Raw genomic sequence first — 13,899 nt, forward strand, 5'->3', positions numbered from 1 at the left:
GTCGGCGCCCATGCCGGTGTGATCAGAGGTGATTCGAACGGGTCCACGGTCGCCGCCGGCGGCGCGCCGGCTTTGAATGGATCGTTCGATCTTCCGTTCAACTTCGATTTCATGGCCGGGACGGGTAGCTATGTTCTGGGGCTGCAGGGCGGATACAATTACGTTTTACCCTCTCGCCTGATGCTTGGCTTCGAGGCGGACGTCACCGCGCCGAACTCGGACGTTGCGGTGCCCTATTCCGTGCGCGGCAGCCAGACGGTCGGTTCACCCCTGACCAGCCAGGTGACGTACGGCGAAGCGGTCATTCATTACGGCTCGGCCCGGGCCCGTTTCGGCTACGCGTTCGATCATATCCTGCTTTATGGCACGGCCGGTCTGGCCTGGACCTATGATCAGGTGACGCGCACCCAGATTGCCGGAAATTCACCCACCGGATTCGCCACCCCCGGCACGGTGGACACCAGGCTGTTGTGGCGATTGGGCTGGGCCGCAGGCATTGGCGTCGAGGTCCCGATCGCCGGCAATTGGACCGCAAGAGCCGAATATCTGTCGACCGGATTTGCCAGGAAGAGCGTGACGTTTCCGACCGCCATGGAGGGGTTCGACTCCGACCTCGCCATGCAGAGCATCCGGCTTGGCGTGAACTACCGGATCGGCGCCGACGGTGCCGCGATAGCGGATTTCCTGACCAAGGGACAACAGGCGCTGGAGACGGACCGCTTCGCGCTCCACGCCCAGGCCACCTACACCAACCAATACGACCCGCCATTCAACGCGCCGTACAAGGGCACCAACAGTCTGGCGCCGAATATCGGCCGCGAGACCGCAGACTTCACGGTGTTCGCCGGCGTGCGGCTCTGGCAGGGTGCCGAAGCCTGGGTCAATCCCGAAATCGATCAGGGTTTTGGACTGAGCGGATCGGTCGGCGCCGCGGGATTCCCGAGCGGCGAGGCCTACAAGGTCGGAGCCGATTATCCCTATACCCGTCTGCAGCGGGCCTTCATCCGCCAGACCATCGATCTCGGCGGCGACACGCAGAAGGTCGACGCCGCGGCCAACCAGTTTTCCGGAACACAGACGTCGGACCGGCTGGTGCTGACGATCGGAAAGTTCGGCGTGGTCGACATCTTCGACAACAACAAATACGCCCACGATCCGCGCGGCGATTTCCTGAACTGGACCGTTCTCGACACCGGAACGTTCGATTACGCCGCGGACGCCTGGGCCTATACGGTCGGCGCGGCCGCGGAATGGTATCAAGGTCCGTGGACCCTGCGCGGCGGACTGTTCGATCTGTCGATCGCGCCGAATACGACCCAGCTCGATCCGACGTTCGGCCAGTTCCAGTGGGTCGGTGAACTCGAGCGGCGCTATACCATTTGGGATCAGCCCGGCAAGATAGCGATCACCGGCTTCCTGACGCGCGGCCGGATGGGAAGTTTCGCGGACGCCATCCAGCTCGCCGCACTGACCGGCGCCCCGGCCGACATCATCGCCGTGCGGAAATATCAGAGCCGGGGCGGCATCAGCATGAACCTCGAGCAGCAGCTCATCCCCAATATCGGCTTCTTCGCCCGCGCCGGATGGGCTGACGGGGACACGGAGCCGTACGAGTTCACCGACGTCGACCGCACCGTCGCCGCCGGCCTGTCGGTGTCGGGAAAGCAATGGGGGCGGGACGACGACACGCTCGGCATTGCCGGTGTGGTCAACGGCATCAGCAAGGTGCACCAGGCCTTCCTCAATGCCGGCGGGCTCGGCATCCTGGTCGGCGACGGCATGCTGCCGCATCCAGGCAACGAGCAGATCCTCGAGACCTATTACAGCTTTCCGGTGTTTGCTTCGAAGGTCACGCTCGACTATCAGCTCATCGTCAATCCGGCCTATAATCGCGACCGAGGGCCGGTTTCCGTGCTCGGCGCGCGCGTTCACATGCAGTACTGAGCCCTGACGAAGGAGCCCGCTTTCTCACCTCACCGCCGATTATCACCGCATCCTGCGTAAAACGCCGATCGAGGCCCGATCTTCCTGTTTTCTCAAGACGCCTGCGCGGCGCCTTCCAGACAAGGCGGCACCATGACGCTTCAAGATATGCTAACGCCGAGATTGGGCGAAGCGCTCCGCCCCAACATCTGGGACGTCGTGGCGTTGATCCTCGTGATCGGCGCCATGGTGCTGATCGTCTATGGCGGCGAGCAGACCACGCTGCCGCTGTCCGCGCTCGACGTCGCGCCGGTGTCGCTCGACCCGGCCAACCTGCCGTTCTATGCGCTGCGGACGACGATGCGGATGCTGCTCGCGATCGTCTGCTCCATCATCTTCACCTTCCTCTATGCCGCCCTCGCCGCCAAGAGCCGGCGTGCCGAGATCGTGCTGATCCCGTTGCTCGACATCCTGCAATCGGTGCCGATCCTGGGTTTTCTGACGTTCACCGTGGTCTTCTTCATGAACCTGTTTCCCGGCAACGTGATGGGCGCGGAGCTCGCATGCGTGTTCGCGATCTTCACCAGCCAGGCCTGGAACATGACCTTCAGCATGTACCAGTCGATCCGCAACGTGCCGAAGGACCTCGAAGAGGCGACCCAGAGCTTTCATCTGTCGGGCTGGCAGCGCTTCTGGCGGCTCGACGTGCCGTTCGCGATGCCCGGCCTGATCTGGAACACGATGATGTCGATGTCCGGCGGCTGGTTCTTCGTGGTGGCCTCCGAAGCGATCACGGTCGGCAATACCACGGTGACCTTGCCCGGAATCGGCTCCTATGTCGCGCTCGCCATCGAGAAGCAGAATCTCGCCGCGATCGGCTACGCGCTGCTGACCATGCTGCTCGTCATCATCGCCTATGACCAGCTGCTGTTTCGCCCGGTGGTGGCCTGGGCCGACAAATTCCGCTTTGAGCAGACCGCCTCCGGCAACGTGCCCTCCTCATGGATGCTCGACCTGTTTCGCCGCACCCGCGCGCTGCGCTCCGTATCCTATCCGTTCGCCGCGCTGAACCGGTCGTTTTCCAACATGCACATCGGATGGCTGGACCGGCTGCGGTTGCCGGTACGGCACGGACCGCCCTCGCGCGCGGTCGATGCGCTCTGGTTCGCGGTCGTCGCCGTCAGCACCGGCTATGCCGCGTGGCGGGTCTATCAATACCTCTCGTCGAATTTGGCTCTGTCGGATATCCTGTTCGCCTTCGGCTATGGCCTCATCACGCTGGTCCGGGTGGTGGTGCTGATCGCGCTGGCGACCCTGATCTGGGTGCCGGTCGGGGTCTGGATCGGGCTCAGGCCGCGGCTGGCCGAACGCGTGCAGCCGCTGGCGCAGTTCCTGGCGGCATTCCCGGCCAACCTCGCCTTCCCGGTGTTCGTCGTGATCATCGTCCGCTATGGCCTCAACGCCAATATCTGGCTCAGCCCGCTGATGATCCTGGGCACCCAATGGTACATCCTGTTCAACGTGATCGCCGGCGCCAGCGCCTTCCCGACCGACCTGCGCGAGGCGGCATCGAGCTTCCATCTCGGAGGCTGGCGCTGGTGGATCAAGGTCGTGCTGCCGGGCATTTTTCCCTATTACATCACCGGCGCGATCACCGCGTCCGGCGGATCCTGGAATGCCTCGATCGTCGCGGAAGTCGCAAGCTGGGGCAGCACCCACCTGTCGTCGGCGGGGCTCGGCGCCTATATCGCCAAGGCGACCGAAGCCGGCGACTTCCCGCGCGTGGTGCTCGGAATCGCCGTCATGTGTATCCTGGTGACCCTGGTCAACAGGCTCTTGTGGCGGCGGCTCTACGCCTTCGGCGAGCGCCGGCTTCGCCTCGGCTGACGCAAGGAACGGCTCCATGCTCGATCAAGTCCAACAGACCAAGCTCATCGATATCCACGGCGTCTGCCGCTCGTTTCCGAAGGGAAGCGGCGAGGATCTGCTGGTGCTGGAAAAGGTCGATCTGACCATCCTGTCCGGCGAGATCGTCGGCCTGCTCGGACGGTCCGGATCGGGCAAGTCCACGCTGCTGCGCATCATCGCCGGCCTGATCGCGCCCTCCTCCGGCGATGCAAAGTGCCGCGGCGAGGCGATCCAGGGGCCGCCGAACGGCATCGCCATGGTGTTTCAATCCTTCGCGCTGTTTCCGTGGCTGACCGTGCTGCAGAACGTCGAACTGGGCCTCGAGGCGCTCGGTGTCGACGCCGCCGAGCGGCGCAAGCGCGCATTGGCGGCGATCGACCTGATCGGCCTCGACGGCTTCGAGTCCGCCTATCCGAAGGAGCTGTCCGGCGGCATGCGCCAGCGCGTCGGCTTCGCCCGCGCCCTTGTCGTGCATCCGGACCTGCTGTTGATGGACGAGCCGTTCTCCGCGCTCGACGTCCTGACCGCCGAGACGCTGCGCACCGACCTGATCGATCTCTGGATCGAAGGCCGTCTGCCGATCAAGTCGGTCCTGATGGTCACGCACAACATCGAGGAGGCGGTCCTGATGTGCGACCGCATCCTGGTGTTTTCGTCAAACCCGGGGCGGGTCGCGGCCGAGTTCAAGGTCGAGCTGCCGCATCCGCGCAACCGGCTCGACCCGGCCTTCCGGCAGCTGGTCGACAGTCTCTATGCCCGCATGACCCAGCGCCCCGAGCCCAGGTCGCCGTCGGCCGAGGGCATTCCGGGCTCGGGCGTCGGCATGGTGCTCAACCACGTCTCGTCCAACGTGCTGTCCGGCCTGATCGAGACGCTGGCGGGGGAGCCCTATAACGGCCATGCCGACCTGCCGGTGCTCGCCGGTCATCTGCAAATGGAAGCCGATGAAATCTTTCATCTCGGCGAATCGCTGCAATTGTTGCGCTTTGCGCAGTTGAGCGAGGGCGATTTGATGCTGACCGACGCCGGCAAACGTTTTGCCACGATGGAGACCGACGCCCGCAAAAAGCTGTTTGCCGAGCACCTGATCAACTACGTCCCGGTCATGGGCCTGATCCGCAGGGTGCTCGACGAGCGGCCCTCCCATATCGCCCCCGGCGCGCGCTTCCGCAACGAGCTCGAAGACTACATGTCGGAGGAACAGGCCGACGAGACGCTGAAGACCATCGTGTCCTGGGCCCGCTATGGCGAGCTGTTCGCCTATGACGAGCAGTCGGAAACCTTCAGCCTGGAAAACCCGCATTAGGGTGGTTTGGTCGGGCTGCAATTCATCATCATCGCCGTCCCGGCAGAGTTTTGCTGAAGCGATTGTGCGCGGGATCGAGTGATCACGCCAAAAATTCCACTGTCGTCCCGATCTTGAGCCGCGACCCCATAACCACAGGCCGATGTTGTTGCGATAGTCGGCTCCGGCATGGCGCAACGACCACTTCCCTTGGTTATGCGTCCCCGCCGGAGCCTGTCATCGGGCGGCGCTTTGCGCCGACCCGTTGGCGGGGACGACGGCGGATTTTGGGGCTGACGCGGACACCTTTTACGCCGTCATTCCGGATTCGCGCGGAGCTTGTCATAGGGCCGCGCTCTGCGCGGACCCGTTGAGGCGCCGGAATGACGTTCCGAGCGCCAAGCGTTATCCCGCCGGCGCGAATGTATCCGGCCGCGCCATGGCCCAGGCGTCGACATAGCGCGGGTCGCTGGTGCCTTCGAGCAGCTCGCCGGGGCGCAGCGTTGGATAGAGCTTTGCGAAAGAGCAGACCTCGGTGGTCGAGGTCCGCTGCGAGAAGTGGATCGGCCGCAGCTCTTGGGGATGTTCGAGTCCGGCCGCGGCCAGCAGTTCGGCGAGCGCATGCAGCGTGGCGTGGTGATAGTTGTGGACCCGTTCGATCTTGTGCGGCACCACCAATGCGCGATTGCGGGTCGGGTCCTGGGTGGTGACGCCGGTCGGGCAGCGGTCGGTGTGGCAGCTCAGGGACTGAATGCAGCCGAGCGCGAACATGAAGCCGCGCGCCGAATTGCACCAGTCGGCGCCGATCGCCATGGCGCGCGCCATGTCGAAAGCGGTGGCGATCTTGCCCGACGCGCCGATCTTGATGCGATCGCGCGCATTGATGCCGACCAGCGCATTGTGGACGAAATTGACGCCCTCGCGCATCGGCATGCCGAGATGGTCCATGAACTCGAGAGGCGCGGCGCCGGTGCCGCCTTCATTGCCGTCGATCACGATGAAATCGGGATAGATGCCGGTTTCGCGCATTGCCTTGCAGATCGCCAGAAACTCCCAGGGGTGGCCGATGCACAATTTGAAGCCCGCCGGCTTGCCGCCGGACAGCTTTCGCATGTTGCCGACAAACTCCATCATCTGCAGCGGCGTCGAGAACGCCCGGTGCGCCGCCGGCGAGATGCAGTCCTCGCCCATCGAGACGCCCCTGATCTTGGAGATTTCCGGCGACACCTTGGCCGCCGGCAGCACGCCGCCATGCCCTGGCTTGGCGCCCTGGCTGATCTTGAGCTCCACCATCTTGATCTGGTCGGCGGCCGCGACTCGCGCGAATTCCTCGCCGTTGAAGCTGCCGTCGAGATGGCGGCAGCCGAAATAGCCCGAGCCGATCTCCCAGATGATGTCGCCGCCCTTCTCCTGGTGATAGGGGCTGAAGCCGCCCTCACCGGTGTCGTGGGCGAAGCCGCCCTTCCTGGCGCCGGCATTCAGCGCGCGCACCGCGTTCGGACTGAGCGCACCGAAACTCATCGCCGAGATGTTGAAGACTGACGCCGAATAGGGCCGCCTGCAGTCCGGGCCGCCGATGGTGATGCGGAATTTCTCGTCGGAACGCGCCTTCGGCGCCACCGAATGGTGCAACCACTCATAGCCCTCGCGATAGACGTCTTCCTGGGTGCCGAACGGCCGTTTGTCGAGCACCATCTTGGCGCGCTGATAGACCACGGCGCGGGTGTCGCGGGAGAACGGCATGCCGTCCTTCTCGCTCTCGAAGAAATATTGCCGCATCTCGGGCCGGATCTCTTCGAGCAGGAAGCGCAGATGCGCCGCGATCGGATAGTTGCGCAACACCGCGTGGCTCTTCTGGAGGAGATCGCGGATGCCGAGCAGCGTGAGGCCGCCGAAGATCAACAATGGGACCAGCACGAGGTCGAGCACCTTGCGATCGGCGATCCCGAAACCGAGCAGCAACGCCGTGACCACGGCGCAAATCGTCAGCAGGATGAAGCGCGGCGAGAACGGAAGCATCAACGTTTCCATGGCATCCCCTCTGGTATTTGTCGGGTGGTCCTGTCAGTCGGGGCATGATCCGACGGCCGAAATGACCCGCCGCATGCTATCTGTCGCGGCGGTCATGGATATGACAGCCGGGCTCGGTTTGACAGCGTTTCGAGGCTACTCAATCCCGGGCCAGGCAATCAATCCATCGCGAGGTCAGCGTTTTTGCACTGCAACGCAGTCCTTGCCAGTCACCGACGGCGGCGCGACCGATATCTCAGTGCACCAGGACCATACGCAAGCCGCCCCCGTCGCCTGGGGCGCGCGGGGGCGGTATCTGAAGCGGCCTCTTGGAAAAAGCGCCGGCGGCGCCGAATGATTGACGGACTCAGCGCTCGACGAACGCCTTCTCGATCACGAAGTGGCCGGGCTCGCTGTGACTGCCTTCGATAAAAGAGCGCGCCTCGAAGATCTGCTTCAGTTCCTCCAGCATCCCGGGACTCCCGCACATCATGATGCGGTCGGCCGCGATGTCGAGCGGGGGCTGGCCGATATCGTTGAACAGCTGCTCCGAGGTGATCAGGTCGGTGATACGGCCGCGGTTGCGGAACGGCTCCCGCGTCACGGTCGGATAATAGACGAGCTTCTCGGACAAGAGCGGCCCGAACAATTCATCGTCGCGCAGCTTCGCCACCAGTTCCTCGCCATAGGCGAGCTCGGAGACCTGCCGGCAGCCATGCACGAGCACGATGCTGTCAAACCGCTCGTAGACGTCGGGGTCCTTGATCAGGCTCGCGAAAGGCGCAAGACCGGTGCCGGTCGACAGCAACAGCAGACGCCGACCCGGAATCAGATTGCCGGTGATCAAGGTGCCGGTCGCCTTGCGACCGACCAGGATGATGTCGCCTTCCCTGATCTTCTGCAGCCGCGAGGTCAGCGGGCCGTCGGCGACCTTGATCGAGAAGAACTCCAGCTCCTCCTCGTGATTGGCGCTCGCCATGCTGTAGGCCCGCATCAAGGGACGACCATCGATCTCGAGGCCGATCATCGCGAACTGGCCGTTCTGAAACCGGAAGCCGGAATTGCGGGTGGCCTTGAAGCTGAAAAGCGTATCGGTCCAGTGCTGGACAGAAAGAACTTTCTCTCGATAGAACGCGCTCATGGTATCCGATTTTTCCGATTGATGGTGCAGGAGAAAAACCAGGTCGCTTCGGCCCCCGGCGAGGCAAAAACCCCTGATTTGGCTGATGATTTCGACGTGTGATCTACCCCAAATAACGGGATAATCAACCCGCGTTGACGCGCAATTGAGGGCGATCAAATGCATGTCGATTTGTTCGCATGAATGGTTCGATGCCGCTTAATTCGTCATCGGAAAATGGGCTAATTTCCTTGCCCGATTGCCGCCGGATGCGGCACTTAATTGCCGAAACGGCATGCGCCGCGGCGCTGGGGCGCCCTCTCGTCTGATCATGGCTCACCGACCCGGCGCCCAGGCCTTGAACGCGTCATTAATCGTGTTTGAAATTACCGCTGAGGCCAGCCCGCCGCAGCTCCACTAGCAGGGTTCGACATGATCAGCAGCGAACGCATATTTGTGAATGCCGTCAAAAAATACTGCGCCAGCCACGACATCGGCGTCGAGATCAAATCCCAGGGCTGGCTGATCGTGATGCGGCGCGGTGACCGGCGCCGTTTCGCTTTCGGCTACGATCTTGGACTGAACAGCGCGGTCGCGCACCGGATTGCCAATGACAAGGCGGCGACCGCGGAGCTGCTGACGATCCGCGGGGTCGCTTGCGTTCCGCACACGCTGTTTCTCAGCCCAAAGCTCTACCCATATATCAAGCCGGGAACAGCATGGCAGGACATGCTTGATCTTTTGCGCGCGAATGCTGCCGGCATCGTCGTCAAGCCCAACGAAGGCACTGGCGGCGATCTGGTGTTCCGGGTGAGGAGCGAACCGGAGCTTGAACGCGCGGTGCACGCGATCTTCTCCTCGGAGAAGAGCCTTGCCGTCTCGCCCTATCTCGAGATCGAGGACGAGGTGCGGGTGGTCCTGATCGATGACTTGCCGATCGTCGTCTACCGCAAGGAGCGTCCATCAATCACAGGCGATGGCAAGCGCTCGTTTCTCGAACTGGCGGTTGCCTCGATTCCCACCGGGCAACTGTCCACGCTGTTGCCTGTCATCATCGGCGATCTGGACAAAGCCGCGCTCGACCAGGTTCCGCCGGACGGTGAGCGGCATAACCTGAACTGGCGCCACAATCTTGGCGCTGGCGCAAGACCCATGCTGCTGGACCAGGGCGTGACCCGCGACGCCTGCGTTGAGATCGCACGGGAGGCGGCGGGGTCGATCGGATTGCGCTTCGGGTCGGTCGATGTCGTCCGAGTCGACCAGAGCTGGCGAGTTCTGGAAATCAACTCCGGGGTCATGATGGAGGCCTTGAGCGAAGCCCACCCCGATCTGGTCGACGCGGTCTATCGCATGGCCCTGGATAAGGTGTTTCAGTGAACCGCGAGACGAAACGCGATCAGGAATCTAGTTGCTCGTTCCCTCGGTCTCGTTCAAAATCTTGAAGGCCTCTTCGAGCTGCGGCGAAATCTCGACATTGAGCTTTTCGCCGGTCGGCAGCCGCGACACGAACCATTTGTTATAGAGCGGAATCAGATCATTGTCGGAGCCGAGCTTGCGGAAGGCGCGCTCCACCACGCCGGCCAGTTCGGGATCGCCCTTGCGGAACATGATGCCATAGGGATCATAGGACAGATAATCGCCGACGACGTGGAACTTGTCCTGCGACTTGTGCCGCGCGATCAGGCCGTACAGCAAGATGTCGTCGGTCGCGAACGCGTCCGCCCTGCCGTCGACCAGCATCTGATAGGACTGCTCGTGATCCGGCGAGGTGACGATGTTCAGCCCGAGCTGAAACTTCCTGTCGACATTGTGCATCGCCTGCTCGTTGGTGGTGCCCTTGGTCACCACCACGGTCTTGCCCTTCAGGTCGCTCGCCGAAGCGATGGGCGAGGCCTTCGGCACCATCAGCTTGGTGCCGGCGACGAACATCAAGGGCGAGAACGCCACCTGCTTGCCGCGCTCGGCATTCGCCGTGGTCGACCCGCATTCCAGATCGATTCTGTTCTGCAGCACCGCCTGGATGCGGTCGTCGGAGGTCACCTTGACATATTCGATCTTCAGATCGGGTTCGTCGACCTCGACGCCGATCTCGTCGACCACGGCCTCGCAGAGTTCCAGGCTGTAGCCGATCGGCCGCCCCGCCTGATCGAGAAACGAGAACGGCGGCGAGCTTTCACGGTAGCCAAGGCGCACCACATGCGCGTTCTTGATGGCTGATAATGTCGGGCTGAGGCCTTCGCCGCCGCCCTGGGCTGCGGCGGGCGTTGCCAGCAGGCAGGCCGCCAGCAGGAGGCCGCGGACCGAGCGCGGTCGGCAAATGATCTGGCGCATCTGCCGCTCCCATCAGTGGCCGGCCATCGCGGGCACTTCGCCCGGGATCATGTCGGGCGGCACCAGATCATCGGAGCCGAGCGCGTGCTCGGGCGCGAGTTCGCCCTCCCACTTCGCCACCACGGAAGTGGCGAGCGAATTGCCGATCACGTTGGTGGCGCTGCGCCCCATGTCGAGGAAGGTGTCGATGCCCATGATCATCAAGAGCCCCGCCTCGGGAATACCGAACTGGCCCAGCGTCGAGGCGATCACCACCAGCGAGGCGCGGGGAACGCCCGCAACGCCCTTCGAGGTGATCATCAGGGTCGCGAGCATCGCGAACTGCGTTCCCAGCGACATGTCGATCTTGTAGGTCTGGGCGATGAAGATCGAGGCGAAGGTGCAGTACATCATCGTGCCGTCGAGATTGAAGGAATAGCCAAGCGGCAGCACGAAGCTCGAGATCCGCGGCGAGGCGCCGAAGCGGTTGAGCCCCTCCAGCGTCTTCGGGTAGGCGGCTTCCGAGCTCGCGGTCGAGAACGCGATCATCAGCGGTTCGCGGATCAGCCGCAGCAGATGGCTGTAGCGCGGCCCGATCACGACGAAGCCGACCATCACCAGGATACCCCAGAGGAGCAGCAGCGACAGATAGAAGCCGCCCATGAAGACGACGAGCTTCCACAGCACCAACAGGCCGTTCTTCGCCACCGTCGCGGTGATCGCGGCCCAGACCGCGAGCGGCGCGAACAGCATGACGTAGCTCGTGACCTTCAGCATGATGTGGCCGATATCGTCGATCAGCGCCAGCAGCGGCTTGGAACGTTCGGGCAGCGCGCCCATCGCGACCGAAAAGAACACCGCGAAGATCACGATCTGCAGGATTTCGTTCTGCGCCATCGCGTCCGCGATCGAGGTCGGGATCAGATGGGTCAAGAATTTCTCGAGCGAGAACGCCGACACGGGCAGGCCCGTCGACTGGGTCTTGTCCGGCAGAGTGCCGGGAAAATTCGCGCCGGGCTGCAGCAGATTGACCATCAAAAGGCCGAGCAGCAGCGAGACAAAGGAGGCGCTGACGAACCAGCCCATGGTTTTCGCAAAAATGCGTCCGAGCTTGGCGCCGCTTCCCATATGGGCGATGCCGCCGACCAGCGTTGCAAATACCAAAGGCGCGATGATCATCTTGATCAGGCGCAGGAACAGCATCGCGATCAGATTGATGTCGGACGCGAGCTCGGCCCGGCCGTCCGGCATGAAGTTGAAGATCAGCCAGCCCATCACGATGCCAAGCACCATCGCGATCAGGATGTATTGCGTGAACCTGTTCGACATCTGTTACCCCCGTCAGTTCCGGCGCTTAGTGTGGCAGATTTCGAAAGCGGCGCAACACGCTTCCCTGCCGTTTCCTATGCAAGGGATCTGCCACAATGTTCCCGTTGTGGCGCGAGCGGCACTCCGTTAGCGTTCGACGCAACGCACAAAGCGCGGCTGCATGTTTCTTGCGCGGCAGCTGCATCAATAATCGTCAATCATAGCGATCGGGAGAGCAGCGCCATGACCGATACCGTCAATCGACAGATTCTGCTGGTGGAGAAACCGGCCGGGAAACTGGGACCTGAGCATTTCAGGCTGAGCGCGACGGCCGTCCCGGAACCCAAGGACGGCGAGGCGCTGCTGCGGGTGCGCTACATCTCACTCGACGCCGCCAACCGGGCCTGGATGCACGGCGCGACCTATCGCGCGGCGGTCGAGACCAACACGGTGATGGCCGGCGGCGGCCTCGCCGAGGTGGTATCCTCGAAGGCGGCAGAACTCGCGCCCGGCGACATCGTGTTCGGCGATACCGGCTGGCAGGACTATGCCGCGGTTCCGGCGAAGCATCTCACCAAGCTGCCCCGCATCGAACCGCTGACCCATTTGCTCAGCATCTACGGCATTGCCGGTCTCACCGCCTATTTCGGGCTGTTGGAGATCGGCAAGCCGAAAGCCGGCGACACCGTGGTGGTATCTGCGGCGGCGGGCTCGGTCGGCTCGATCGTCGGCCAGATCGCAGGGATCAGGGGGTGCCGCGTGATCGGCATCGCCGGCGGCAAGGATAAGTGCCACTGGCTCACCGCCGAGCTCGGCTTCGACGCAGCCGTCGATTACAAGGACGCCGCCTTGTTCAGGCAGATCAAGGCGGCGGCGCCGAAAGGCATCGACGTCTATTTCGACAATGTCGGCGGCGACATTCTCGAAGCCTGTCTACCGCAGATGAACAATCATGGCCGCATCGCCTGCTGCGGTGCAATCTCGCAATATGACGGCGCGCCGTCGCCGCATGGACCGCGCGGCGTGCCTGGCCTGATCGTCGTAAAACGCCTCATCATGCAAGGTTTCATCGTAATGGATTTCATGGACCGTCGCGATCAGGCGACCGCCGATCTGCAGACGTGGGTGAGCTCGGGCAAGCTCAAGGTGCAGGAAGATGTCATCGACGGCCTGGAAAACACGCCGCGGGCGCTGATCGGACTGCTCGCGGGCGAGAACCGCGGCAAGCGGATGATCCGGGTGTGACGACAGGCGTCGATCGCTACCACACTTCAGTTGCACATTTGGCTTGCGGGCCGGCCGGATTTTCCGCTGGCGCCGAAATCCGGTGGCGGCTAGTCTAGGCCAAAATCATCAGCATACTGTCGATCGGGGGGAACATCGTGCGCATCGCCGTCATCGGCGGAGGTCCCGGCGGACTTTATTTCGCCTATCTGTGGAAGACGCGCCATCCCGACGCGCATGTCGAGTTGTTCGAGCAGAACCCGGCCGGCGCGACCTGGGGTTTCGGCGTGGTCTTCTCCGAACAGGCGCTGGAGTTTCTGCGCACCGACGATCCGGACACCGTCGAGGCGATCGCGCCGCGGATGGAGAGCTGGACAAACATCACGCTCAATCTGCGCGGCGAAAGCGTTGAGATCGACGGCATCGGTTTCTCCGCGATCGGCCGGCTCGAGCTGCTCACCTTGCTGCAGGCGCGCGCCCGCTCCGCCGGCGTTGTCCTGCACTATGAGCGGATGGTGCAGTCCGTCGACGAGCTCAGGGGCTATGACCTGATCGTCGCCGCGGATGGGCTGAACTCGCTGCTGCGCCGAAGCTTCGAGGGCGACTTCGGCTTCTCGGTGTCCTATTCCAGCAACAAGTTCGCCTGGTACGGCACCACCAAGCCGTTTGCGACGCTGTCGCAGACCTTTGTCAGAACCGCGCTCGGCAGCTTCAACGCGCATCACTACCGCTACACGCCGGACATGAGCACCTTCCTGGTGGAGTGCGACCGTGCGACCTGGCAAGCCCATGGCTTTGCCGACAAGACGGT

At 63.2% G+C, this 13,899-nt stretch carries 9 protein-coding genes and 1 pseudogene; 6 read left to right on the top strand and 4 right to left on the bottom strand.

All coding sequences use genetic code 11. From position 1 onward, the window contains the following. The 3 genes from WCB02_RS16820 to WCB02_RS16830 form a co-directional block, all read left to right on the top strand. The coding region (locus tag WCB02_RS16820; RefSeq protein ID WP_423959661.1) for a carbohydrate porin at nucleotides 1-1,944 on the top strand (1,944 nt) is incomplete at its 5' end. A 132-nt stretch (nucleotides 1,945-2,076) separates the two neighbouring features. Then, nucleotides 2,077-3,810 carry an ABC transporter permease gene (locus WCB02_RS16825; RefSeq protein ID WP_423959663.1) on the top strand — a complete coding sequence of 578 codons (1,734 nt, stop codon included), beginning with the start codon at nucleotides 2,077-2,079 and terminating at the stop codon, nucleotides 3,808-3,810. A gap of 16 nt (nucleotides 3,811-3,826) precedes the next feature. Then, nucleotides 3,827-5,137 (top strand): AAA-associated domain-containing protein, encoded by a 1,311-nt coding sequence (locus tag WCB02_RS16830; protein WP_423959665.1) that lies wholly within the window; start codon nucleotides 3,827-3,829, stop codon nucleotides 5,135-5,137. 384 nt (nucleotides 5,138-5,521) lie between these two features. Here WCB02_RS16830 and WCB02_RS16835 read toward each other — a convergent pair whose 3' ends face one another. Both WCB02_RS16835 and WCB02_RS16840 read right to left on the bottom strand, forming a co-directional pair. Further along, nucleotides 5,522-7,147: an FMN-binding glutamate synthase family protein gene (locus WCB02_RS16835; protein WP_423959667.1), complete on the bottom strand. Its 1,626-nt coding sequence runs from the start codon at nucleotides 7,145-7,147 to the stop codon at nucleotides 5,522-5,524. 346 nt (nucleotides 7,148-7,493) lie between these two features. Continuing rightward, entirely contained in the window at nucleotides 7,494-8,267 is a 774-nt protein-coding gene (locus WCB02_RS16840; protein ID WP_423959669.1) for a ferredoxin--NADP reductase, read from the bottom strand. 411 nt (nucleotides 8,268-8,678) lie between these two features. On the opposite strand from WCB02_RS16840, the gene WCB02_RS16845 reads away from it, so the two are divergent. Next, complete coding sequence (locus WCB02_RS16845; RefSeq protein WP_423959671.1) at nucleotides 8,679-9,623, top strand: ATP-grasp domain-containing protein; 945 nt, start codon at nucleotides 8,679-8,681, stop codon at nucleotides 9,621-9,623. 27 nt (nucleotides 9,624-9,650) lie between these two features. On the opposite strand, the gene WCB02_RS16850 is transcribed toward WCB02_RS16845, so the two are convergent. Both WCB02_RS16850 and WCB02_RS16855 read right to left on the bottom strand, forming a co-directional pair. After that, nucleotides 9,651-10,577 (bottom strand): amino acid ABC transporter substrate-binding protein, encoded by a 927-nt coding sequence (locus tag WCB02_RS16850; RefSeq protein ID WP_423959672.1) that lies wholly within the window; start codon nucleotides 10,575-10,577, stop codon nucleotides 9,651-9,653. 12 nt (nucleotides 10,578-10,589) lie between these two features. Next, nucleotides 10,590-11,885, bottom strand: coding sequence for a dicarboxylate/amino acid:cation symporter (locus tag WCB02_RS16855; RefSeq protein ID WP_423959674.1), 1,296 nt, complete (start codon nucleotides 11,883-11,885; stop codon nucleotides 10,590-10,592). Nucleotides 11,886-12,107: 222 nt separating this feature from the next. Between WCB02_RS16855 and WCB02_RS16860 the strand changes: the two genes are divergently transcribed. Both WCB02_RS16860 and WCB02_RS16865 read left to right on the top strand, forming a co-directional pair. Further along, a complete protein-coding gene (locus tag WCB02_RS16860; RefSeq protein WP_423959676.1) occupies nucleotides 12,108-13,109 on the top strand; it encodes an NADP-dependent oxidoreductase in 1,002 nt (333 codons plus the stop codon). A gap of 137 nt (nucleotides 13,110-13,246) precedes the next feature. Beyond that, nucleotides 13,247-13,899, top strand: a pseudogene (locus WCB02_RS16865) (FAD-dependent monooxygenase); the annotation flags it as partial.

This window comes from Bradyrhizobium sp. (genome assembly GCF_049581145.1).
Classification (GTDB): Bacteria; Pseudomonadota; Alphaproteobacteria; order Rhizobiales; family Xanthobacteraceae; genus Bradyrhizobium.